This window comes from Streptomyces sp. NPDC001002 (genome assembly GCF_053599215.1).
On the sequence record NZ_JBSFLV010000136.1, the window covers coordinates 1 to 24,304 of the forward strand.

Annotated in this window: 14 protein-coding genes; 9 read left to right on the plus strand and 5 right to left on the minus strand. The window is 70.8% G+C overall.

Annotated features, from left to right (window positions below; translation table 11 throughout):
• The first annotated feature begins 92 nt into the window (after positions 1-92).
• On the plus strand, positions 93-536 hold the full coding sequence (locus ACWDR3_RS38365) for a hypothetical protein (protein WP_450357212.1): 444 nt from the start codon (positions 93-95) through the stop codon (positions 534-536).
• 236 nt (positions 537-772) lie between these two features.
• A complete protein-coding gene (locus tag ACWDR3_RS38370; protein ID WP_450357213.1) occupies positions 773-1,612 on the plus strand; it encodes a hypothetical protein in 840 nt (279 codons plus the stop codon).
• Positions 1,613-1,626: 14 nt separating this feature from the next.
• Here the strand turns inward: ACWDR3_RS38370 and ACWDR3_RS38375 are convergent, their stop codons facing one another.
• The 3 genes from ACWDR3_RS38375 to ACWDR3_RS38385 form a co-directional block, all read right to left on the minus strand.
• Positions 1,627-2,439 (minus strand): class I SAM-dependent methyltransferase, encoded by an 813-nt coding sequence (locus ACWDR3_RS38375; protein WP_450357225.1) that lies wholly within the window; start codon positions 2,437-2,439, stop codon positions 1,627-1,629.
• A 150-nt stretch (positions 2,440-2,589) separates the two neighbouring features.
• Complete coding sequence (locus ACWDR3_RS38380) at positions 2,590-4,026, minus strand: pyridoxal phosphate-dependent decarboxylase family protein (RefSeq protein WP_450357214.1); 1,437 nt, start codon at positions 4,024-4,026, stop codon at positions 2,590-2,592.
• Positions 4,027-4,060: 34 nt separating this feature from the next.
• The gene (locus ACWDR3_RS38385) at positions 4,061-4,789 is read right to left on the minus strand and encodes a tryptophan 2,3-dioxygenase family protein (protein ID WP_450357215.1); all 729 of its coding nucleotides are present in this window, start codon (positions 4,787-4,789) and stop codon (positions 4,061-4,063) included.
• 496 nt (positions 4,790-5,285) lie between these two features.
• Here ACWDR3_RS38385 and ACWDR3_RS38390 point away from each other — a divergent pair, with 496 nt between their 5' ends.
• The 7 genes from ACWDR3_RS38390 (at position 5,286) to ACWDR3_RS38420 (ending at position 14,484) form a co-directional block, all read left to right on the plus strand.
• Positions 5,286-6,086, plus strand: coding sequence for an alpha/beta fold hydrolase (locus ACWDR3_RS38390; RefSeq protein ID WP_450357216.1), 801 nt, complete (start codon positions 5,286-5,288; stop codon positions 6,084-6,086).
• A gap of 49 nt (positions 6,087-6,135) precedes the next feature.
• Positions 6,136-7,185: a 4-hydroxyphenylpyruvate dioxygenase gene (hppD, locus tag ACWDR3_RS38395; protein WP_450357217.1), complete on the plus strand. Its 1,050-nt coding sequence runs from the start codon at positions 6,136-6,138 to the stop codon at positions 7,183-7,185.
• Positions 7,182-9,668 carry an aminotransferase class I/II-fold pyridoxal phosphate-dependent enzyme gene (locus ACWDR3_RS38400; protein WP_450357218.1) on the plus strand — a complete coding sequence of 829 codons (2,487 nt, stop codon included), beginning with the start codon at positions 7,182-7,184 and terminating at the stop codon, positions 9,666-9,668. Before hppD ends, ACWDR3_RS38400 begins: the two co-directional genes overlap by 4 nt.
• 109 nt (positions 9,669-9,777) lie before the next feature.
• Positions 9,778-10,896, plus strand: a complete 1,119-nt coding sequence (gene dpgA, locus ACWDR3_RS38405) for a 3,5-dihydroxyphenylacetyl-CoA synthase DpgA (RefSeq protein WP_450357219.1) — start codon at positions 9,778-9,780, stop codon at positions 10,894-10,896.
• 11 nt (positions 10,897-10,907) lie between these two features.
• Positions 10,908-11,573 carry an enoyl-CoA-hydratase DpgB gene (gene dpgB / locus ACWDR3_RS38410; protein WP_450357220.1) on the plus strand — a complete coding sequence of 222 codons (666 nt, stop codon included), beginning with the start codon at positions 10,908-10,910 and terminating at the stop codon, positions 11,571-11,573.
• The gene (dpgC, locus tag ACWDR3_RS38415; protein ID WP_450357221.1) at positions 11,570-12,976 is read left to right on the plus strand and encodes a (3,5-dihydroxyphenyl)acetyl-CoA 1,2-dioxygenase DpgC; all 1,407 of its coding nucleotides are present in this window, start codon (positions 11,570-11,572) and stop codon (positions 12,974-12,976) included. The genes dpgB and dpgC overlap by 4 nt, the downstream gene beginning before the upstream one ends.
• 461 nt (positions 12,977-13,437) lie before the next feature.
• A complete protein-coding gene (locus tag ACWDR3_RS38420; RefSeq protein ID WP_450357222.1) occupies positions 13,438-14,484 on the plus strand; it encodes a transcriptional regulator in 1,047 nt (348 codons plus the stop codon).
• A gap of 117 nt (positions 14,485-14,601) precedes the next feature.
• On the opposite strand, the gene ACWDR3_RS38425 is transcribed toward ACWDR3_RS38420, so the two are convergent.
• Entirely contained in the window at positions 14,602-15,684 is a 1,083-nt protein-coding gene (locus tag ACWDR3_RS38425) for a prephenate dehydrogenase (RefSeq protein WP_450357223.1), read from the minus strand.
• A gap of 142 nt (positions 15,685-15,826) precedes the next feature.
• On the minus strand, positions 15,827-24,304 hold an 8,478-nt coding region (locus tag ACWDR3_RS38430), incomplete at its 5' end, for an amino acid adenylation domain-containing protein (protein WP_450357224.1).

A 24,304-nucleotide genomic window follows, 5' to 3' on the forward strand; every position in this document is an offset into this window, starting at 1 on the left:
GTCGCGGCTTCCGTCTTCGCGGTGGCCGGCGCGGTGGCCAGGACGGTGCTGCCCGAGCGCAACTCCATGTCGTACGCCAACGGAGGAGCATCGTGACAACAGCACGTCGTGTGGTGGGATCCATCGCGGTCACCGCAGCACTGTTCGCCGGCAGCACCGTCCTGGCCACCGCGCCGGCCACCGCGAAGACGGAAGCCGCGACCGCTCAGACCCAGGCTGCCAGCTGGGACAACAACGTCTACCTCTACTACAGCGGCTCCGACAACAGCTCCTGGAGCAAGTACGGCACGGCGGTCAACGACTTCGCGGGACACACCTTCGCGGCCGGCGGCGAGGGTCACGGCCTGAGGGTGAAGAACAACGTGTACCGCGCCTGGAACAACGACCCGAGCTTCAGGGCCCGCATCTTCTACAACGAGAACCAGAACGCCAGCGGCGACGCCCCCTACGACGACGTATGGCCCGGCGAGTCCCGCCCGCTGAACTCCGGCGTACAGAACAACAACGCCTCACTCGGCTGGTACTACGCCGGCTGATGCCTGTCCGGCCCGCCCGCGCACCGGCGGGCGGGCTCGCACCCGCACTCTGGAAGGGATACGACAGCATGCCGGCGCGACGAATTCACAGGGCTCGGCGTCTCGGGGCGGCTGTCATCCTGCTCGCCGTCACGGCGGGATGCGCGCAGGGGCAGGCGGCGGAGTCGACGCCGGCGCACCCTCCATCCGGGACGTCGACAGTGTCCGGGCCGCTTCCCGCCATCACGGTGGCGAAGGTGCTCGATGTCAGCTCCCTCGTACTGCCCGTCGAGCCCTACCTGTTCACCGATCGTCAGGTCGGGCGCCTGTTCCGGGCCAAGGCCGTACTGACCGAGTCCTGCATGCGACGCTTCGGCCACTCCTGGCCCGCCCCCACCGGCCCCATCCCGGAGACGGGCACCTTGAACCCGGCCAACACGGCGCACCGGTACGGCATCACGGACGCGGCCAAGGCAGCCCGCTACGGCTACCACCCCGTTCCCGGCTCCGTACCACCGCAGGTCAAGAACAAGCCCACGAGAGCGCAGCCGGCGCCGGAAGCAATGCTCGTTCTCCGCGGACTGCATCAGGACGGCACAGCGGCCAGCACTGACTCGCGTGGTCGTCGGCTCCCTGTGGGCGGCTGCGAGGCCGAGGCCACCAAGGCCCTGTCGGGGGACCCGCAGAAACTGGGGAACCAGCAAGTCGTCAGCGCCATCAACATCGGCAGCTACCGTGACTCACAACGCGACCCTCGCGTGGTGGCCGCCTTCCGCGCCTGGTCGCAGTGCATGAAGCAGCACAACAACGACTACACCTACGCTGACCCGACCCGAGCGCCCGGCAAGAACCCCACGTTCAACGGCCCCACGGCCGGCCCGGCCGAGCGTGCGCTCGCGAGCACGGACGTGGCCTGCAAACGGAAGACGAACGTCATCGGCGTATGGTCGGCGGTCGATGCGGCGTACGAGCGGCGAGCGATGGCCGAGAAGCAACGGGATCTCGCCGCCGTCAAGAAGGACATGCGTACCCAACTGGCCAACGCCGACCAGGCATTGGCCGGGCGACGGGCGCACACGGCCTCTCCGGCCAGCTGACCGAACCCTGCGCTCTACCGGCGGACTGCCGAGATCAGTCCACCGGGCCCCTCGTCGTGCTGCGGCGGAGTGCTTATCGGCCGGCCGTAGGCGGCAGCGCGCTCGCGCAGGGTGTTGCTGCCGGCCTCCCAACCGTGCCCGGCCAGCCAGCCCACCGGGTCGTCGGGCATCTCCGAGACCCACATGGACGCCGCCGAGCCCGGCACGGCATCAGGGCCGAAGCGCTCGATCACGCCGCGCGAGCCCAACGTCAGGCCCATCCGGCTGCCTGCCGCCGACTGCGCGCCGATCCGGGCCAGCAGCAATTCCACCGCGTCCTCGGGCAGATAGATCAGCAGACCCTCGGCGATCCACACCGTCGGCGCCGCCGGATCGTGCCCCGCGGCGACCAGCGCGGCCGGCCAGTCCTCACGGAGATCCACCGCCACGGTGATCCGCTCGCAGCGCGCGACAGCCCGCTCCTGGCGCAGCACCGAAGCCTTGAAGTCCAGTGGCACGGCGGTGTCGACCTCGAACAGCCGGGTGCCTTCGGGCCAGTCCATCCGGAAGGCCCGGCTGTCCATCCCGGCGCCGAGCAGCACCACCTGCCGGACCCCGGACGCGCAGGCCTGCCGCAACAAGTCGTCGAGGAACCTCGTCCTGATGACGATGGAGAACGCCACACCCAGCCGACGGCGTCGTGCGGCCTCGTCAGCGGGCGGCGGCGAGGAGGGCCACAGGCCGCCGGCGGCGGCGAAGGCCTGTGCCAGCGGATCGCGGAACAGGGCGTCCTCCCGCTCGCTCTCCAGCGCCCGCACCCTGGCCACCCCTACCGCCGTGGCCCACACGCCCGACGGCTCCACCCGCTCCTGCTCATCAGTCACCACGCCAGCCTAAGACTGTCCCGTAAATGATCTCCGAGGGGTGTCGGGGCTCCGAAGTCTCCTCTGGGTGCCGTCCGCCCGACGGCCCTCACCGTGAGACCCCGGCTCGAATCCTCAGGCATCGAGCACGGCGCGCGCCTCGATCACGGCCTCCAGCAGAGCGTCGACGTGTTCGTTGCGGGTGGTGTAGTTGTTCACCGCCGCTCTCAGGTAGGTCTCGCCGTTGGGGTGGCAGACCGTGAGGTGGAAGTCGCCGCGCGCCACCACCGCGCGGTGCAGTCGCTCGGTGTACTTGGCCAGATCCACACCCTCCCGTTCAGGGACCGCGCGGAAACAGCAGATCGGAACGACCGGGTCGGCCAGGAGTTCGAGACCGTCGGTGGCACGCACCCGCTCGGCCAGGTGTCGGGCGACATCCAGGTTGCCCAGCAGCAGCTCCGCATAGCCCTCTCGACCGAGGTGACGCATGGCCAGCCACAGGCCCAGCGACTTCCACGGACGTGCGCCGTCCGGGCCCAGGAACACGAAATCGGTACGGTCGTCGTGGTTCCAGTAGTGCGCCTGGTCGGCGAAGCTCGCGGAGAGCCGCTGCGCGTCACGGACCAGCAGGCACCCCAACCCGTACGGCACGAACATCCACTTGTGCGGATCCAAGGTGACCGAGTCCGCCGCCGCCAGTCCCGTGAACACCTCCCGTGTACGCGGGAGACCGGCGAACACCGCCGCCGCGGCACCGTCCACGTGGAACCACATGGCGTGCTCCGCCGCGACTTGCGCCAGATCTGCCAACGGATCGATCGCACCGGTCGCCGTGGCCCCCGCCAGACCGACCACGGCGACCGGCCGCTGCCCTGCCCGTACATCGGCACCGATCCGCTCGCGCAGTGCCGCGACATTCATACGCCCCGCACGGTCGGTCGGCACGACGCGCAGCGCCTCACGCCCCATACCGAGGAAGTCCAGAGCCCTGGAGATGGAGTAGTGCAGCTCGGCGGAGACATACACGGTGCCGCCGCCCGTGATCCCCTTCTCCCGTACCGCCTCTCCCAGCACGGCGTCCCGGGCGAGCTTCAACGCGGAGATGTTGGCCATCGTCCCGCCCGTGGTGAAGATGCCGCCGGGGACGGTCGCGGTCGGGTAGCCGATGAAGTCCGCCACCCAGGACAGTGTCTCCGTCTCCATGGCCGTGGCGGCCGGCCCCATCCGCCAGGCCGCCGGACTCTGATTGAGCAAGGAGGCGATGCTGTCGCCGAGGACGGCCACCGGCAGCGGCCGCGGGTGGAAGTAGCCGAAGTACTGCGGGTGGGCCCCGTTGAGATACCCGCGTTCCAGGACCGTCGAAGTGATCTCCGTCAGCAGTTCGGGAAGCGGGGTGCCACGCTCCGGAGCCGCCCCCGCGACGCGTGAGCGCTCGTAGAACGCCTCGTCGTCACTGGTGACCGGCCGTGTCCACGGAGTGCGCTGGGTATCGAGCAGCGTATCGAGGTGCGGGCGTACGGCGTCGATGAGGCGGTCCCAGTCGGTGTACGACTCGCGGGAGAACTCGGGCATCTCGGCCTCTCGGTCAGCGGTCAGCGGTGAGTGGTCAGTGATCGGACGGCGGCGCGGTCGCGAAGAACTCGCCGGCCTCGCTGGTGAGTTGTGAGCGGACCAGCCACAGTTCCGGATACAAGCGCTCGGTGGAGAGCTTCGCCAGTACTTCGATGGGTGTTCCGGCCACGCCCACCGCGTCGACGCCGACCATCCGCTCGACCACCTTCAGGTGGCGTGTGCGCCACAGCATGCAGTCGCTGTCGAGGTCGACGAGGCACTCCGCGAGCTGGTACAGGTCCTCGAACTCGGTGTGGCGCGTGTACAGCTCGCGCAGCTCGACGGGCCGGCGCGCCATCAACGCGGCGAACTCCTCCCCCAGCGACCGGGCACATCTCCGGGTACGCGCCCATCCCGGCGAGGAGAACCCGGATCCGTCCTCCAACTGTGTCCGGATCTTCTGGTACGACCACGGCGGAATGTGGTCGAGGACGTCGAGTTGTCCTGTGAGGTTCGCCAGGTAGGAATGGATCCGGCGCAGGTGCCGCACGGCCGAGAGAACGGCATCGGAGCGGGTCGCGGAAACCGCGGACTCCAACTCGTGCGCGGTGAGCTTCAGCCACAGTTCCGACGACTGCTGGACGACTATGAAGATCATCTCGTCCGGGTCGACGAGCCCGGCCGCGTCCTTCTGTAAGCCGAGTAACTCATCCGTGCGCAAGTAGCGTTCGTACGCCGTCGAGTTCCCACTCCGCCGCCCTGGCATCCGGGTGACCCTCCCCATCGCACACGGACACGGCCGTCCGTGCCGACTGATGGACCACCAGCCACAGAAGACTCGAGCACCCTCACGGCCGACGGACGACCAATGTGATCATCGCCGGTGAACACTCCGTTGCCGCGTACCAAACCGGCACCAGGACCGACCTCCGCCCGGGCCACTGCGACTTACGAAGGCCGGGTGGGACAATTCGCCGTTCTCGGCATGTCCGTGGCCGAGCTGCGCAACCGGTAGACGCCGTCCGGCAACGCTCTGTCCGTGCTCCGAAAAACACCGGCGCCCCGTCCGAGATCGTAGATCATAATTGTCTCGGTGGAGAGACGCTCAGCTGTTCAACCGATGCCTTACCGCAGTTGAACAATGAAATCGGTCACCTTCCGGAATACCCCCGAGGGAGACGTAGACTCTGTAGCGGCCACGTACCACAGGGGGTTGTCGCCGGTTTATACCCTTGCCCTCACGGTTCTCCCTCTTTCCTAATCGATGCCGCAGGAGCGTCATGCCCCACGTTCGCACCAACGGAATCCAGCTCTCCTACCAACGCTCCGGCCGCGGAAAGAGCGTGCTCTTCATCATGGGTTCGGCGGCTTCCGGTCGCGTGTGGACGATGCATCAGACACCGGCCGTGATGCGGGCCGGATATGAGGCGGTCACCTTCGACAACCGCGGGATCCCGCCGTCCGACGCGCCGGCCGGCCGGTATGCCCTCGCCGACCTCGTCGAGGACACGAAAGGGCTGATCAAGGGGCTGGACCTGGCACCCTGCCATGTCGTCGGCACCTCTCTGGGAGCCATGATCGCGCAGGAGATGGCTGTCGAAGGGCCGGATCTCGTCCGTAGCGCCGTGCTGATCGCCACTCGCGGCAGGACGGACGCCTTCCGCGAGGCGCACACGCTGGCGGACCGCGCGCTGCGTGAAAGCGGAATACGGCTCCCGCCCCGCTACGAGGCTGTCACGTCGGTTCTTCAGATGCTGTCGCCCACGACGCGGAACGACGACAACGCGGTGTCGGCGTGGCTGGACCTGTTCGAGCTGGCGGACTCCGAGAGCACGGCCGCCGGACAGGCCTGGGCCGATATCGTCGACGACCGCCGTGACGTATTGCGGGAGATTTCCGTGCCGTGCCGGGTCATCGCCTTCACGGACGACGCCGTCACCCCACCGAAGCTGTGCGCCGAGGTCGCCGACGCCATACCCGACTGCGATCTGGTGGAAATACCGGACTGCGGCCACCTCGGCTATCTGGAACGTCCCGCGGAAGTCAATTCCGCGATCGTCGAATTCCTCGACAAGAACTGACTCCCCGACCAGAACTGACCGAAACCGATTCCCGTCGTGAGGTTCCACCATGGGCGTGCGAGACATCGAATACGTTGAGCTGTACGCGAGCGAGAGGAAATCCGCGTTTGATTATTTCGTGTCGTCCATGGGCTTCGCGGCCGTCGCGGAGTCCGAGGGACGCGACACGCGTTCCGTGCTGCTGCGGCAGGGCGGGGTGCAGATCCTGCTGACCACGGGCCCGGGGACCCGGGAGTTCCTGGAGGTGCACGGCGACGGGATCGCCGACATCGCCGTGACGTGCGACGACGTCGACGCCACGTACGACGCGGCGCTGGCGGCCGGCGCCCGGAGCGTCGACGGCTCGGGTTCCGCCCGGTCGGTGACCGGCTTCGGCGGGGTCCGCCACACGCTGTTGCCCGTCGGTGCGTCCGGCTCGGACGGGCTGCCACCGGACCGTGCGTGGACGGCCGCGGCGGACACGGGATCCGCGACGGGTTCGGTCCCCGCCCCGGCTGCGGCGGGCGGGCGGATCTCGTCGCTGGACCATGTCGCGGTGTGTCTGGAGGCGGGGACGCTGGCAGACTACAAGCAGTTCTACGCCGAGGCGTTCGGGCTCGCCCTCTACTCCGCGGAGTACGTGGCGTTCGGTGACCAGGCGATGGACTCCCTCGTGGTGCGCAGCGCCTCGGGCGGCGTGACGTTCACCCTCATCGAGCCGGACAAGAAGAAGAGCGCGGGGCAGATCGACGCGTTCCTCGACCGCAACAACGGTTCCGGGGTCCAGCATCTGGCCTTCCTGGTCGACGAGATCGTGCCCGCGGTGCGTGAACTCGGCGACAGGGGCGTGCAGTTCCTCAGCACACCCGGTGCGTACTACGACCTCCTGGGCAAGCGGTTCCCGGAGATGGGCGAGGAGATAGCGGAGCTGCGGTCGGCCCATGTGCTGGCGGACCGCGACGAATGGGGCTATCTGCTGCAGCTGTTCACCCGCTCCCCCTATGAACACAACACCCTCTTCTACGAGTTCATCCAGCGGCGCGGCTCCCGCGGATTCGGCAGCTCCAACATCAGGGCGCTGTACGAGGCGGTCGAGCGCGGCCGGCTGGCGGCGGAATGAGCACCGAGTCTCTCGCCACGGGCGTACCGGACGCTCTGACCCTCGACGAGTTCGCCGAGCTGGCACGCGCCCAAATGGCCGCACCCGTATGGGACTTCATCAGCGGCGGGGCCGGTGAGGAGCGGACTCTCGCAGCGAATCTGGCGGCTTTCGACCGGCTGGGACTACGGCCCCGGGTGCTGGCCGGCACCGGAGCGCCCGACACGGCGACGACCGTCCTCGGCCGCGTCTGGCCCGCGCCGGTGGCGATCGCGCCGCTGGCCTATCACACGCTGGCCGACCCGGAGGGCGAGGTGGCCACCGCCCACGCGGCGGGTGCGGCCGGGGTGCCGTTGGTGGTGAGCACGTTCGCGGGCCGGACCTTCGAGGAGATCGCCGCCGCTTCTTCCGCCCCGCTGTGGCTCCAGGTCTACTGCTTCCGGGACCGGGACACGACCCGGCGGCTCATCGAGCGGGCCGGGCGGGCCGGGTTCGAGGCGCTGGTCCTCACCGTGGACGCACCCCGGCTGGGCCGGCGGCTGCGCGATCTGCGCAACGGCTTCCGGCTGCCCGCGGGTGTCGAACCGGCCAACCTGGCCGACGCCGACTACTCCTCGCCGAGCGGCCACGCCCTGGCGGAGTTCGATCCGGCGCTCGACTGGTCCGTACTGGAGTGGCTGCGAGCGGTGAGTCCGCTGCCGGTCCTCCTCAAGGGCGTCCTCGGCGCCGCCGACGCACGCCGGGCGGTCGACACGGGCGCCGACGGCATCGTCGTGTCGAACCATGGGGGCCGTCAGCTCGACCGCGCTCCGGCGACGGCGGACGTACTGCCGGAGATCGCGTCGGAGGTCGCCGGGGCGTGCCCGGTGCTGCTGGACGGCGGGGTGCGCCGGGGCTCAGACGTGCTGGCGGCGCTGGCGCTGGGCGCCGACGCGGTCCTGCTGGGACGGCCGGTGCTGCACGGACTGGCGGCGGCCGGTCGGGAGGGCGTCACCCAGGTGCTGGACATCGTGGTCGACGAACTGTCCGACGCGATGAGCCTGACCGGCACCGCCACCATCGCCGACGCGGGCCCCGACCTGCTGTGGACGCAGACGGTGCCGGGTCCGCCAGCGAGGGATACAGCCCCGGAGGTTCACGCCCAACCGGCCCTGCGCGGCGCCCAGTCAGTCGTACGGGATGCCGGGCCCGTCCGGAGTGCCGGCATCGGCGCGCGGTTGTCCGTGCGGGATCTGCACGCGAGTCTGAGCGATCCGCTGCTGGACACCATGAATTTCCTCAACGAGATCACCCACCGCTATCCGGACGCGATCTCCTTCGCGCCGGGCCGCCCCTACGACGGCTACTTCGACGTCGAGCAGATCTTCACCCACCTGCGCGGCTACCTCGACCATCTGGCGGCGGAGGGCCGTTCGCCCGCCGAGATCCGGGACACGCTGTTCCAGTACGGCCCGACCGGCGGCCGCATCCGCGAGGTGATCGCCGACTGGCTGCGCAAGGACGAGGGCATCGACGTAGCGCCGGAGTCGATCGTGGTCACGGTGGGCTGCCAGGAGGCGATGGTTCTCGCATTGCGCGCGCTGATCGCGCACCCCGACGACGTCGTGATGGTGGCGACCCCCTGCTACGTCGGCATCACGGGCGCGGCCCGGATCCTGGACCTGCAACTCGCCGGGGTCGCGGAGCGGGCCGACGGTCTGCGGGTCGCCGACGTGGAGGCCGCGGTGCGCGCCGAGCGGGCACGCGGGCGGCGGCCCCGGGCGTTCTATGTGGTGCCGGACCACGCGAACCCCTCGGGTCACACGATGTCCCTGGAGACCCGGCACGCGCTGCTCGACCTGGCGGAGCGGCTGGACATCCTGTTGCTGGAGGACAGCCCCTACCGATCGGTCAGTCCTGGGCCGCAGTTGCCGACGCTCAAGTCCCTCGACCGCGGCCGGCGGGTGGTCCATCTCGGGTCGTTCTCCAAGACGCTGTTCCCCGGTGCGCGGGTGGGGTTCGCGATCGCCGACCAGCCGGTGGACGGTGCCGGTCTGCTCGCCGACGAGCTCGCCAAGATCAAGAGCATGGTCACGGTGAACACGTCACCGTTGAGCCAGGCCGCGGTCGCGGGCATGCTGCTCGCCGCCGACGGACACGCCTCGCGGCTCAACACCGAGACGTCGGCGCACTACGGCAACGCGATGGCGGCCACCCTGCGGCGGCTGGACGCGTGCTTTCCCGCCGAGCGCCGGGCCGCGCTGGGGCTGGACTGGACCCGGCCGAGCGGGGGGTTCTTCGTCGCCGTGAACGTCCCCTTCTTCGCCGACAACGCGGCACTCGCGCGCTCCGCGCAGGACTTCGGCGTGATCTGGACGCCGATGTCGTACTTCTACCCGACCGGCGGCGGCGAGCGTGCCGTGCGCCTGTCCACCAGCTATCTGAGCCAGGCCGAGATCGACGAGGGCGTCGGCCGGCTGGCCCGCTTCATCGAGGCCGAGGCCGAAGCAGAGGCCCGTTCCTAGGCCCAGGCCGGACCGCATCCCGACACCGAAACCGAGAAAGGACGACCGTCATGGTGACCGCTGCATTCGCACCGCGCGGCAAGCCCCGTATGTGGGGGTGGACGTTCCGATGACCACCGAGCTCCAGGAGCCGGCTCCGGCCGCCGTCCCGCCCCTCGCCGGTCCCCCCGCCCCGCGGATCGTCGGGGTGGGGACGGCTGTTGCCGGGGACCCCTATTCGCAGGGCGAGTTGCTCGACATGCTGGAGATCAGCGACCCGAAGATCCGGTCGGTGTTCCTCAACAGCGCGATCGACCGCCGTTTCCTGTCCGTCCCGCCGCCCGACGCGGACGGGGTGCGGGCGCCCGAGGTGCAGGGCGAACTGCTCGCCAAGCACAAGCGGCTCGCTGTCGACATGGGGTCCCGTGCCCTGCAGGAGGCGCTGAAGAGCGCGGGTCTGGATCTGTCGCAGGTCGACTATCTGTGCTGCGTGACGACGACGGGTTTCCTCACGCCGGGGCTCAGTGCCCTGCTCATCCGCGGCATGGGGATCGATCCGGCGTGCCATCGCGTGGACGTGGTGGGGATGGGCTGCAACGCGGGCCTCAACGCCCTCAACTCCACGGCCGCCTGGGCGTCCGCGCATCCCGGCCGGGTGGCCGTGATGGTGTGCGCGGAGGCGTGTTCGGCGGCGTACGTCCTGGACGGGACGATGCGCACCTCGGTGGTGAACAGCCTGTTCGGGGACGGCGGCGCGGCCATCGCGCTGGTGGCGCCGACCGGTGACGGCGGTGAAGTGGTGCCGCAGGGGCCGCGGGTGCTGTCGTTCGCGAGCCATATCGTCACCGACGCCCTGGAGGCGATGCGGTACGACTGGGACGACGCGCAGGGCAGGTTCAGTTTCTTCCTGGCACCGGACATCCCGTACGTGGTCGGCGCGCACGCCGAGCGGGTCGTGGACCGGCTGCTGTCCGGCGCCGGGCTGCGCCGCAGCGACATCCGGCACTGGCTGGTGCACTCCGGGGGCAAGAAGGTCATCGACGCGGTCCGGGTCAATCTCGGCCTGACGCGTCACGATGTGCGCCACACCACCGGGGTGCTGCGTGACTACGGCAATCTGTCGAGCGGTTCGTTCCTGTTCTCCTACGAACGGCTGCTCATGGAACGGGAGACCCGGGCCGGCGATTTCGGCGTCCTGATGACGATGGGTCCCGGCTCCACGATCGAGACGGCGCTGGTGCAGTGGTGACGGGGGCAGCGATGGGCGAGGACGATCTGGTGATCCGTGTCGACGGCGAACTGCCGCTGTCGGCCGCGCCGTTGGCGGCCGTCGGCGCGGTGTGCGACCGCGCCGAGGACGGCGCAGGCGACAGCGTGGTGATCGTATACGTTTCGGGCGCGCCCGAGGAGGCGTGGACCGACGGCGCGACGGTGGCTCTGGTCAGCCGATGGGAGCGGGCACTGCGCCGCCTCGAACGGCTACCCGCCGTGACGGTGGCGGTGGTCGAGGGCGACTGCGGCGGCCTGGCCCTGGACGCGCTGCTGGCCACGGACTTCCGTATCGCCACTCCGTCGGCCCGACTGCGGGTGGCCACGCCGTCGGGGGCGACCTGGCCGGGGATGTCGCTGTACCGGCTCGCCCGGCAGAGCGCGAGTGCGGAGGTCCGCCGGGCCCTGCTCTTCGGGACGCCCTTGGACGCGCCGACGGCGCTGGCGGCGCACCTGGTCGACGAGGTGACCGACGACGTGGCGGGCGCCCTGGCGGCGACGGCCGGACGGTCCACCGGAATCCCCGGCGCCGAACTGGCCATCAGACGCCAGCTGTCCCTCGACGCGAGGACCACCGGCTTCGAGGACTCCCTCGGCACGCATCTGGCGGCCTGCGATCGCGCGCTGCGCCGTACGACGTCGGAGGTACCGTCGTGACGACCGCCGGCCACCGCCCACCACCAACTGCCGTCCGCAGCACGGGCGGTGGCCCCATACCGGTCGCGGAACCGGTCGCGGAACCGCTCGCGATGCCCTACGACGATCCCCTCGCCGTCCCCGCCGATCTCGCCGGCGCACGGCGCACCGTCGCCGACGCGGCCGAGCGCGCGCGGGTCGTGCTCGCCGCCCTGCCCGCTCCCGCGGAGCGGTCGGCTCGGGAGCGGGGCGCCGCCGATGCGGCCAAGGCCGAGGTGCGGGCCGCGCGGGCGGCGTTCCTGGACGTGCATGTCGACGCGGTGTACGACGAGCTCACCGCTGGACGCACCCGGGAGTTGCGTCTGGCCGAGCTGGCCACGGCGGCGGCCGAGCGGTTTCCCGAACTGGTTCCCGGCCATGCGGAGTTGGCGGCTGAGCGGAGTCGGCGGCAGGCCGACAAGGAGGGCCTGGAGATCGATCAGGGGATCTTCCTCGGCGCCGTTCTGGGGTCGGCCCGGGCCGGCCGGCATCTGCTGGACGCCATGCTGCGGCCCACCCCGCGGGCCCTCGCGCTGCTGCCGGAGTTCGAACGGACCGGCGTGGTCGGCCTCGGACCTGTGCGGCTGGAGCGGACGGGCGATGCCGCACGGATCACGATGTGCCGGGACGACTGTCTGAACGCGGAGGACGACGAGCAGGTCGAGGCCATGGAGACCGCGGTCGACCTGGCGCTGCTGGATCCTTCGGTGCGGGTCGGTCTGGTGCGGGGCGGGGTGATGAGCCATCCCCGCCACCGGGGCCGACGGGTGTTCAGCGCGGGCATCAACCTCAAGTCGCTGGACGCCGGGTCGATCTCGCTCGTCGGTTTCCTGCTGCGGCGCGAACTGGGCTACATCCACAAGCTGTTGCGCGGAATCCGGGTCGACGACGGGGTGCCGTGGCACTCCGGTGCGGTCGAGAAGCCGTGGGTCGCGGCGGTGGACGGCTTCGCGATCGGCGGCGGGATGCAGCTGCTGCTGGTCTTCGACCACGTGATCACCGCGTCCGACGCGTACTTCAGCCTCCCCGCGGCGAAGGAGGGCATCATCCCGGGGGCCGCCAACTTCCGGCTGCCCCGCTGCTGCGGACCCCGGCTGGCCCGCGAGATCGTCCTGTGCGGGCGTACGCTACGGGCGGGTGAGCCAGCCGCCCGTACCCTCACCGACGAGGTCGTGGAGCCCGACGAGATGGACGCGGCCGTGGAGCGGAGCCTGAGCCTGCTCGCGGGCCCGGCGGTGGTCGCGAACCGCCGGATGCTGAATCTCACCGAGGAGAACCCGGACGAACTCCGGCGCTACATGGCGGAGTTCGCCGTCCAGCAGTCGCTCCGCCTCTACGGCGACGACGTGATCGACAAGGTCGGCCGTTTCGCGGCCCATGTGTGATCCACCGGCTCGCCGGCCCACGCGGCCGGTGACGACGCCCGGTCAGCTGTGGTCGGCCCGACGGCCACCGCCGGCCGGGCATTTCGACGTGCCCCGAAAGGTTTGCGGATATGGGCATCGCCTGATAAGCGATGCCCGCTTTGCCGCTTTCCAACCGATTGCGCGGAGGTGATACTCCAGAACCCGGATGTCGTCACCTGTGAGAACAGAGAACGCCCTCGACAGTCGCGCCGCATATTGTGACCATTACAGGGGTGTGAATGACTCCGCATCTTCACTCTTGCCGAGCAGAAGCGATCACCGGATCAGGGGGTTGCCCAGGGGCACGACAAATACGAGGAACGGCGCCATCGGGTCGCGCGGAAGCAGTCCCGCGTCTTCCCGAGTGTCCAATCCGACAGACGGGGGTGTTCGTCGTGAATCAGATTCAGTCAGACGTCAGGCCAGGTGTCCCACCAGTCATGCTGGCCTCCGTCTCCAGACGTAAATTCGTGGAGCTGCCGATTGTCTCATTGCTGCCCGCCGACTCGCCCCGGCTTGCCGGAATCGACCCGGAACACGTGGCGAGGCTGGCCGAACTGGACGATCCGCTGCCTCCCGTGATCGTGGACCGACGTACTTTACGCGTCGTGGACGGGATGCACCGGCTCCTCGCCGCGCTGACGCGGGGCCGCAGCACGATCGACGTGGAGTTCTTCGACGGCACCGACGACGAGGCGTTCCTGCGCGCCGTCTCGGCGAACGTGACGCACGGTCTGCCGTTGTCACCGACCGACCGCCGCGCGGCCGCCGCACGGATCATGGCGGCACAGCCGGGCATGTCCGACCGGGCCATCGCGCGCGCCTCCGGGCTCAGCGCGAAAACAGTGGCGGCGATCCGCCGCCGTTCGACCGACGCGATGCCGCAGTTGAACGCGCGGATCGGCGCGGACGGCAAGGTGCGTCCGCTCAACGCGGCGGAGGGCCGGCGCCGGGCCGCGGAGGTACTGGCCGCACGCCCTGCGGCATCACTGCGGGAGGTCGCCCGGATCGCGGGGATCTCGCCGGCGACGGTCAGCGACGTACGCAAGCGGCTGCGGTCGGGCCGGGAGCCGGTGCCTGCTGCGGTCGCCGAGCCGGAGTCCGCGGGCGGTCAGGACGGGCCGCGGGCCGCCTCGCGGGCGGTCGTGCCCGCACAGGTGAGCCGGGCCGCGGAGGCCGACCCGCAGGACCGCAGAGCCGCCGAGGTCCAGGACAGCGTGTCGCAGCCGGAGCTCGTCGCGGCGATGAACAAGCTGCTGCGCGACCCGTCGCTGCGGCACAAGGAGGAAGGACGGCACCTGCTGCGCCTCCTGCAGCAGACCGCCCTCGCCCCGGACAAGTGGGACGGCCTCATCACGGCCGTACCGCCGCACTCCGGGGCGCTGATCGGCAGGTTGGCACGGCACTGCGCGGAGTCGTGGCTGCGGTTCGCGCAGGATCTGGACGACCATGTCTGTTCCACGTCCGGCAGCACGGCCTCGGGGTGAGCCGACATCCCGGTACGGCGATCCGCTGATCGACCGTGACGCCTTCACTGCCCGGTGGCCCCCGCCACCGGGCAGTGTCATGTACGGCCAAGGTCGCGCCGATGTTCCGCGGCAGTGCTACCGCACGGGCCAGCCCTGCCCGCGCAATGACGCCTCCAGCTCGGGCGCGTTGCTCTGGGCCACGGCCAGGTGGACGAGGCCACTGGGCTGCGCGGCGGAGTGCTCCAGGCGGACGTCCTCGATGTTCACGCCGGCCCGGACGGCGTCCATGAACAGCCGGGCCAGTTCCCCGGGCCGGTCGCTGATGGGCACGGCCACCGTCTCGTAGCGCACCGCGCCCGAGCCGTGCTTGCCCGGGATCCGGGCCCGTCCCGCGTTGCCCTGACGCAGCAGGTCCTCGACGGTACGGGCTCCGCCCGCGCGTTTGTCCTCGTCGGTGGCCGCCAGTGCGCGCAGACCGGCGACGGCGTCGGTGAGGTCCGCGGCCAGCGCGTCGAGGAGATCGGCGACGGCCTCCGCGTTGGCGCTGAGGATGTCCACCCACAGACGGGGATCGGATGCCGCTATCCGGGTCAGATCACGGATTCCGGGCCCGGCCAGGCTCACCGCCCGGTCCTCGGCCCGGTCCAGCTGGCCCGCGACGAGGCTCGCCACGACGTGCGGCGCGTGCGAGACCAGGGCGACGGCCCGGTCGTGCGCGGTCGCGCCCATCACCACCGGGACGGCGCCGCACAGCGACACCAGTTCCAGCACGGTGTTCAGCGTCTCCGTGTCGGTGTCGGCGGTCGGCGTGAGCACCCAGCTGCACTGCTCGAACAGGTCCGCGCGCGCGGCCAGCGGCCCGCTGCGCTCGGCGCCGGCCAGTGGATGCCCGCCGAGGTAGTGCGCGGTGTCGCAGGCCAGCGCCAGGGCGTCCTGCTGCGGCCCCGCCTTGACGCTGGCGACATCGGTGTAGTGCCGTGCCACGCCCTCCGCCTGCAGGTCGGCCAGGACACCTCCGACCAGCGCGGGTGGTACAGCGAGCACCGCGAGGTCCACCGGTCCTGCCGGGGCCTGGAGCACGCCGGCGCCCAGCGAGGCCGCGGTGCGCACCGCCGCCGGATCGGTGTCCCGCAGGTGGACGGCGACGCCCTTGCCGTGCAGCGCGAGCGCCACCGACGTGCCTATCAGTCCGGTACCGACCACAACAGCCGAGAGCATGACACCACACGTCCCTTTCCTGGACTACCAGGGCTTCCTGGACTTCCTCGGATTCCTTCGATTTTCAAGCTTCGTGGAATTCGTCATTCCGGCTGCCGGAATCGGGGAGCGGCGACCATGGGACGCGGGTTCGTTGCTGTAGTCACCCATTTGTCTTGATGTCATAGCGGGATTCCAACCATTCCGAAATGGCCCGCCCCACGAGCTCCAGCATTTCCGGGCGCACCATGTCGGTGTGCCGGCAGGGAATGGGAATCTCCCGCACCTCCCCGGTGACGTACGGCACCCACCTTTCGGAATTCGACGCTCCGCCTGACGGTTCACCGCCCGTCGCGGCGAGCAGCAGGACGTCGCCCTCGAAGTGGCCCAGTTCGTGCCCGTCCCTGATCTCCATGTTGTTCTGGAAGAGCCGCGCGAAGAGCATGACCTCCTCGTCCGAGAACCCGCTGAGCACCTCGCCCAGTTCGGCCCGGATCACCTCCGCCCACAGCTCGGGGCCGGCCGGCGGCTCTTCGGCCGGGACGTCCTCGGAACCTGTCGGCTCCGCGTCCGTCGGCTCCGGGGCCGGCTCCGCCGGATAGGCGTCCATGAAGATCAGGTCCACCGGCTCGCCCTGGGCCCGCAGTTGTACGGCCACCTCGTGGGCCGGGACTCCGCCGAAGGAGAAGCCCAGCAGGACGTAGGGGCCGTTGGGCCGGACCCTGCGGATCTGCTCGACGTAGTCGGCAGCCATCTCCGTGAGCGACCGCGCGAACGGGGTCGTCCCGTCCAGGCCGCGGGCCTGCACGCCGTAGAGCGGGTAGTCGGCGTCGATGTGCCGGGCCAGCGGCAGGTAGCACCAGCTCAGACCGCCGCCCGGGTGCAGGCAGAACACGGCGGGGCCCTCGCCCTGGGGGCGGATCGGGAGCACGACGCGGAGGGAGTCGCGGACCGAGGAGAGGTTCAGGGTGGTCAGCAGGCCGCCGACCGTGGGGCTCGCGACCACGTCGCGGACCGCCACCGAGACCCCGCGGGCCCGCAGCCGTTCCACCAGGGAGACCGTGAGCAGTGAGTGTCCGCCGAGGGCGAAGAAGTCGTCGTCCACGCCGACCGACTCGACGCCGAGGACGTCGGCGAAGGCCTCGCACATGATCTGTTCGAGCATCCCGACGGATCCACGGGTGGCCCGCTCGGTGCCCGAGCCGGAGTAGTCGGGGGCGGGCAGTGCCCGGCGGTCGACCTTTCCGTTCACCGTCAACGGCAGCGCGTCCAGCAGGAGTACGGCCGAGGGGACCATGTAGTGCGGCAGCAACTCGGCGGCCTGGGCGCGGACCCGGGCGGCCAGTTCGTCGCGATCGGCGTCCGGTGCGGGCACGAGGTAGGCGACGAGCCGGTTGTCGCCGGGGGTGTCCTCCCGTACGACGACCGCGGCCTGGGCGACGCCCGGCAGGGCGGCGAGGACCGACTGCACCTCGCCGGGCTCCACCCGGAAGCCGCGGATCCGGACCTGGTCGTCGACGCGGCCGGTGAAGACCAGCTCGCCGTCGGCGGTCCAGCGCACCCGGTCCCCGGTGCGGTACATCCGCTCCCCCGACCCGAACGGGTCGGCGACGAACCGCTGCCCGGTCAGGTCGGGCCGGCCGATGTAGCCGCGCCCCAACTGTGCCCCGGCTACGTACAGTTCACCGGTCACACCCACCGGCACCGGCCGCAGCCGGTCGTCGAGGACGTACAGGCGGGTACGGGGGTTGGGCGTGCCCATCGTGACCTCGGGAGCACCGGGTTCCAGCCGGCGGGTGGACACGATGACCGTGGTCTCGGTCGGGCCGTACACGTTGACCAGCCGCCGGCCCGGTCCCCACGCGTCGACCAGGGACGCCGGGATCTGTTCCGCGCCGACGAACACGGTCGACAGCCCGGGGAACGCGGCCGGGTCGAGTGTCGCCAGCACCGACGGCACCATGACCATGGACGAGGCGCCGGTCTCGGCCGCCAGCCGGGCCAGCAGCGCGGGTTCGGTCCGCTGTGCCGGGGTCGCGACCACGAGCGCACCGCCCGAGGACAGGGTCACCGCCACGTCGAGCACCGACGCGTCGAAGCTGAACGAGGTGAACTGCAGTACCCGGACGCCTGGTTGCGGGCAGTACGTCGGCCCGAGCGCGGCCACCAGACCGGCCAGGCTGTCGTGCGGGACGGCCACGCCCTTGGGGCGGCCGGTCGAGCCGGAGGTGTAGATCACGTACGCAAGTCGGGCCGGCGCGTGCCGTACCGCCGGCGGGCCGGACGGCAGGGCGTCGAGCGCCCGCACCACGTCGGGGTCGTCCAGGCACACCACCCGGTCCAGCGCCAGGTCCGCGACCAGTTCACGGTGACCGAGCACCAGGTCCGCGCCGCTGTCGGCAACGATGAACTCCAGCCGCTCCGCCGGGTATTGGGCGTCGAGAGGCAGATAGGCCGCGCCCGCCTTCCAGGCCGCGAGGACACCGGCGAGCAGCTCGGGGCCACGTGGCAGGCAGAGCCCCACCACGGACTCCTCGCCGACGCCCGCGTCCCGCAGATACCGGGCCAGGCGGTTGGCCCAGGCGTCCAGTTCGGCGTACGACACCTCCGTCCCGTCGCAGATCACGGCCGCGGCGTCCGGGGTGCGGGCGGCCTGTGCCTCGAACAGTTCGGGCACGATGGCGCGCGGGGCCGGGCCCCCGATGTCGTTCCAGGTCACGAGGAGGCGGTGGCGTTCGGCCGCGTCGAGCACGTCGATCGTGTCGAGCGGGGTGTCCGGCGCGCCGTCGAGGCCGGCCTCCAGCGCTCCGACCAGGCCGTCGACGGCGGTGCCGAGCAGGCCGCACACCGCGTCGGCGTCGACCTGGGCGACCGCGTCCACGGTGATCCCCAGCGCGTCCCCGTCGTCGTCGACCGTGACGGCGAGGGGATAGTTGGTGCGCTCCCGCATGTACACGGTCCTGATGCCACCGCTCCGCTCCCCGCGCGCACCCGTGTCCTCGGTGGGGCGTGGCCCGGTGTTGTGGCGGTAGTTGAAGATCGACGTGAACAGGGGTGCGTTCCCGGGGAGTTGGGCGGCCTGCTGGGCGGTCGTCAGGGACGCGTGTTCGTGTTCCACCAGTCCGGCCAGCTGGTCGCGCATCGCGGACACCGCCGCGAGGACGTCGAGTCCGGCGGTACGCACCCGTACGGGCAGGGTGTTGATGAAGGGGCCCGGCACCCGGTCGGCGCCGGTGGTCATCCGGCCGAGCAGGATCGTGCCGAACACCACGTCGTCGCGGTCCGCCACCACCGCCAGGACCCGCGCCCACGCCAGATGGAACAGCGTGGCGGGGCTGACACCGAGCCGTCGGGCCACCTGCCGGATCCGCCCGGACAACCCGGGCACCAGCGGAAGGTTCGCCCGCACCACGTCCGCGCCGCCACCGTGCACGTCCAGCAGTCCGTACGGCGCGGTGGTGTCGGTCACGCCGGCCAGCAGCTCGGCGAAGTACCGCTCGTGCGCTCCGCGATCGCTGCCGCCCCTCGCCTGGGCCACGAACTCGCGGAACGGCACCGGCGCCGACAGCTCATCGGCGCGCCCGGCGAGGATCTCGCGGACCTCCTCCATGAGGAGTTCCAGGCCCATGTGGTCCTGCACCATGTGGTGGATCCGCAGCAGCGCGAGCCAGCCCGGCCCGTCGGCGGCCGGGACGGTGTGCACGTCCAGCAGAGGTGCCCGTCCCAGGTCCATGGACTCCCCCGCCGCGGCGAGGAGTTGATCGACGGGTGCGGTGCCGTCCTCGGCCGACGGCACCTCCGTGACGGGCAACGTCGCCCGGCGCCACACCACTTGGACCGGTTCGGGCAGTCCCTGCCACACGATGCCGGTGCGGTAGATGTCGTGCCGGTCCACCACCTGCTGGAGGGCGGCCAGGAAGCCGTCCAGCCGCTGCCGGGTCGCGAACTCCACGACGGCCGGCATGACGTAGACGTCCGCGCCGTCCTGAGCGGTCATCAGATGGTGGAAAAGCATGCCCTCCTGGAGCGGGGCCAGTGGATAGACGTCCGCCACGTTGGCCGCGCCGCCGTCAACTGTCTCGACCAGCAGAGCCACTTGAGCGTCGTCGAGATCGACCAGCGGCAGCATGGCGGGAGTGATCTCGTCCGCGTCCACCGGTATCCGGTTCTCCGGCACCTCCACTCGCTCGGGCCCGGCGACCGCCGCGAGTCCGGCCACGGTCGGGGTCTGGAACAGCGCGCGCACCGAGACCGACACCCCGCGTGTCCGCAGCCGTTCCACCAACGACACCGCGAGCAGGGAGTGCCCGCCCAGCGCGAAGAAGTCGTCGTCCACGCCGACCGCGTCGCGTTCCAGGACCTCGGCGAACGCGGCGCACAGCAGTTCCTCGCGCGCGGTAGCCGGTCCGCGCCCGCCGCCCGCGCCCGTGCCGTACTCGGGAGCGGGGAGCGCGGCCCGGTCCAGCTTCCCGTTGGACGTCAACGGCAGCGCGTCGAGCACCGTCACGATCGCGGGCACCATGTACGCCGGCAACTGCCCGGCGATGAAGGCCCGTACGGCTTCCGGGAGTGACGTGCCGGGGTCCTCGCCCCGCCCTGCGAGCGCTCCGGGCTCCTCGCCCCGTCGTGCGGGCACGACGTACGCGGCCAGTCTCGGATCCCCGGGCGTGTCCTCGCGCACGACCACCGCGGCCTGCGCCACCGCCGGATGACCCGCCAACACGGCCTGTATCTCGCCCGGTTCGATACGGAAGCCGCGGATCTTGACCTGCTCGTCCGCACGCCCGACGAAGACCAGTTGCCCGTCCGCCGACCACTTGGCGCGGTCGCCCGTGCGGTACATCCGCTCCCCCGGCCCGCCGAACGGGCAGGCGACGAACCGCTCGCCGGTCAGTCCCGGCCGCGCGAGATAGCCGCGCGCCAACTGCGCACCCGCGAGGTGCAGTTCACCGACGGCACCGATCGGGACCGGCTGCAGACGGTCGTCGAGCACATACGCCCGGGTCCGCGAGACCGGTGCGCCGATGGGTGCGCCGCCCGTCGCAGGGCCGTCCAGCCGGCCGTCCAGCCGGGCGGACGCGGAGTACACCGTCGCCTCGGTGGGACCGTAGATGTTCGCCACCTGGACCCCCGGCAGAGCCTCGCGGATCCGCTCGGCCTCGCGGTCGGAGAGTGCCTCGCCGGCCAGGACAACCGTGCGCGGCCGGCCCCGGACCCCGTCGCCGAGGACCCGCGAGAACGCGGACGGAACGGCGCTGATCAGGCTGGAGGACCAGGCGTCGGCGGTGGGATCGCCCAGCGCGAGCAGGTCCGCGACGACGTCGATGCTGCCGCCCGACACCAGCGGGGCGAAGATCTCGAAGACCGACACGTCGAAACTCAGCGAGGTCGCGGCGAGCACCCGGGACAGCTCCTCGCCGGAGAACTCCTCCGCCGCCCAGGAGAGCAGGTTCGCCACCGACCGGTGCTCGACGAGCACGCCCTTGGGGCGCCCGGTCGACCCTGACGTGTAGATCACATAGGCGCGGTGCCCGGGCAGCAGCGGACCGACCCGCTCGGCATCGGTCAGGCACCGGCCGTCGAGCGCGGCCAACTCGCGGACGAGTTCCGGCGCGTCCAGCACGACCCTCGGCACCCGTTCCGGCTCCGGGAGTACGGCCGTCCCCGTCGACGAGGTCAGCACGCAGACCGCACCGGCGTCGGCGAGCAGGAACGCGATCCGCTCGGCCGGATAGCCCGGGTCCACCGGCAGATAGGCACCGCCTGCCTTGAGCACGCCCAGCAGCGCGACCACCGCGTCGGCACCGCGTGGCACGGCGACGCCGACCACCGACTCCGGCCCCACTCCCCGCCCGACGAGATGCCTCGCCAACCGGTTTGCCCGCGCGTCCAGTTCGGCATACGAGAGCTCGCTCCCGTCGCTCACGACGGCGACCGCGTCCGGAGTCCGGGCCACCTGTGCCTCGAACAGCTCCGGCACGGTGGCGGGCGGCAACTCGGCCCCGGTGTCGTTCCATTCGTCCAGTACCCGGTGCCGCTCCTCGGCACCGAGCGTCCCGACCTCGCCGAGCCGCAGGCCCGGGTTCCGGGTCACCGCGTCCAGCACTCGCGCCCACCGCTCGGTGAGACGGGCGGCCGACTCGGCCTCGAACAGGTCGGCGGCGGCGATCAGCGCGCCCTGTAGTCCGGCGGGGGCACCATCGGCGTCGTACAACTCGCTGACGGTGAGGTCGAGGTCGAACTTGGCAGCCGCCGCCCCCACTTGACCGGTCGCGTCAGCCGATGTCCCGGTCCGCGGCTCCTGCGGCTGAGCGCCGGGCAGACTCCGCGCGACCCGGTCCTCGGTGTTCTGCAGGGTCAACATGACCTGGAACAAGGGGTGTCGGGCCAGCGAGCGGGACGGCGCCAGCTCCTCCACCAGCTTCTCGAACGGCACGTCCTGGTGCTCGAAGGCCGACAGCCCCGTGGCGCGCACCCGTGCCAGCAGTTCCCGGAAGGTCGGGTCACCGGACAGATCGGTGCGGATGACAAGGGTGTTGACGAAGAAGCCCACCAGATCGTCCAACGCCTGGTCGGTACGGCCCGCGATCGCCGACCCGATCGGGATGTCCTCCCCCGCGCCGAGCCGGGACAGCAGCACCGCGAGCGCGGCCTGCACCACCATGAACACCGTGACGCTCTCGGCCCGCGCCACCTCCAACAGCCTGCGATGGACCTCGGCCGGGACGACGAACGGCACCTCGTACCCACGGAAGGAAGCCTCCGCCGGCCGGGCCCGGTCGGCCGGCAGCGCGAGCTCTTCCGGCGCATCGGCCAACGCACCCTGCCAGTAGGCCACTTGCTGTGCGAGCACGCTGTCCGGGTCGTCCTCGTCGCCGAGCAGTTCGCGCTGCCACAGCGCGTAGTCCGCGTACTGCACCGGCAACGGCGACCACTCCGGCGCCCGCTGAGCACACCGTGCCGCGTACGCCGTGGACAGGTCCCGCATCAGCGGACCCATCGACCAGCCGTCCGACGCGATGTGGTGCACCACCAGGACGAGCGTGTGCGACTCCGGCCCGGCGCTGAGCAGCCAGGCACGCACCGGGATCTCCACCGCGAAGTCGAAGACGTGACCGGTCGCCCGCCGCACCTCGGCGGCAAGACCGTCGGGGGACACCTCGGCGGTGTGCAGTGCGAACCCGGTCTCCGGCACGGGCAGGATCCGCTGGTACGGCGCACCCGCATCGGCCGGGTACACGGTCCGCAGCACCTCGTGCCGCCCCAGCACATCCCGCACCGCCGACTCCAACGCGTCGCGGTCCAGCAACCCAGTCAGCGGGAGCACCACCGGGATGTTGTAGGTAGCGTTCGGCCCCTCCAACTCCCGCAGGAACCACAGCCTTTGCTGCGCGTACGACAACGGCACCCGGTCCGGACGCGAACGCGCGACCAAAGCCGCACGCCCCTCTTCTGCCTGACCCAGCCGCGCCGCCATGCCCGCCGGGCTCGGCGCGTCGAACAGCATCCGGATCGGCAACTCCACACCCAGGGTCGACCGCACCCTGCTGACGAGACGCGTCGCCAGCAGCGAGTGCCCGCCCAAGGCGAAGAAGTCGTCATCGACCCCCACCGACGGCAGCCCCAGCACCTCGGCGAACACCTGGCACAGCAGCTCCTCCTGCACGGTCGCCGGTGCTCGTCCGGGTTCGTGCGTGTACTCCGGTGCGGGTAGGGCTCGTTGATCGAGTTTGCCGTTCACCGTCAACGGCAGGGTGGTCAGTTCGACGATCGCCGACGGCACCATGTAGGCGGGCAGACGATCGACCGCATACGCCTGAACGACAGCCACCAAGTCGTCGGTCTCCTCGGTCGGCACGACGTAGGCGACGAGGCGTTTGTCGCCGGGAGTGTCCTCGCGTACGACCACTGCGGCCTGGGCCAGGTCCGGGTGCGCGGCCAGCACGGCCTGTACCTCGCCCGGCTCGATACGGAAACCACGGATCTTCACCTGATCATCAGCACGCCCCGCGAAGACCAACTGCCCCTCCGCCGTCCAGCGCACTCGGTCGCCGGTCCGGTACATGCGCTCACCAGGCGCACCGAAGGGGCAGGCCACGAAGCGTTCCCCGGTCAGACCCGGACGGCCCAGATAGCCGCGTGCCAGACCGACTCCGGCGACATACAGCTCGCCCATCACCCCGACCGGTACCGGTCGCAGCGCGTCGTCCAGGACGAACACCTGCGCGTTGACGATCCCGCCACCGATCGAGGGCACATCCCCGGGCACCAGCGGGAGCGACATCGTCGCGCACACCGTGGTCTCCGTCGGACCGTACGCATTCACGAACCGCCGGCCCGACGCCCACCGCGCCACCAGCGGGCCGTCCAACGCCTCACCCGCCGACACCAACGTCTCCACCGACTCCAACGCCGACGGATCCAGCACCCCCAACACCGCCGGAGGCAACGTCACATGCGTCACACCATGGCGCCCGATCACCCCGGCCAGATCCGCACCCGGCAACATCTCCTCAGCCGATGCCACGACCAGACAGGCACCCGTGCACAGAGCCATCACCAATTCCCACATCACCGCGTCGAAGCCCACCGACGCGAACTGAAGGACCCTGCTCGACGGTGAAACCGCCAAGCCCTCAGC

Coding starts and splice junctions, on each gene's coding strand:
- ACWDR3_RS38380 (WP_450357214.1), bottom strand. CDS start 4,026: ATGCCCGAGTTCTCCCGCGAGTCGTACACCGACTGGGACCGCCTCATC.
- ACWDR3_RS38385 (WP_450357215.1), bottom strand. CDS start 4,789: ATGGGGAGGGTCACCCGGATGCCAGGGCGGCGGAGTGGGAACTCGACG.
- ACWDR3_RS38390 (WP_450357216.1), top strand. CDS start 5,286: ATGCCCCACGTTCGCACCAACGGAATCCAGCTCTCCTACCAACGCTCC.
- hppD (WP_450357217.1), top strand. CDS start 6,136: ATGGGCGTGCGAGACATCGAATACGTTGAGCTGTACGCGAGCGAGAGG.
- ACWDR3_RS38400 (WP_450357218.1), top strand. CDS start 7,182: ATGAGCACCGAGTCTCTCGCCACGGGCGTACCGGACGCTCTGACCCTC.
- dpgA (WP_450357219.1), top strand. CDS start 9,778: ATGACCACCGAGCTCCAGGAGCCGGCTCCGGCCGCCGTCCCGCCCCTC.
- dpgB (WP_450357220.1), top strand. CDS start 10,908: ATGGGCGAGGACGATCTGGTGATCCGTGTCGACGGCGAACTGCCGCTG.
- ACWDR3_RS38420 (WP_450357222.1), top strand. CDS start 13,438: ATGCTGGCCTCCGTCTCCAGACGTAAATTCGTGGAGCTGCCGATTGTC.
- ACWDR3_RS38425 (WP_450357223.1), bottom strand. CDS start 15,684: ATGCTCTCGGCTGTTGTGGTCGGTACCGGACTGATAGGCACGTCGGTG.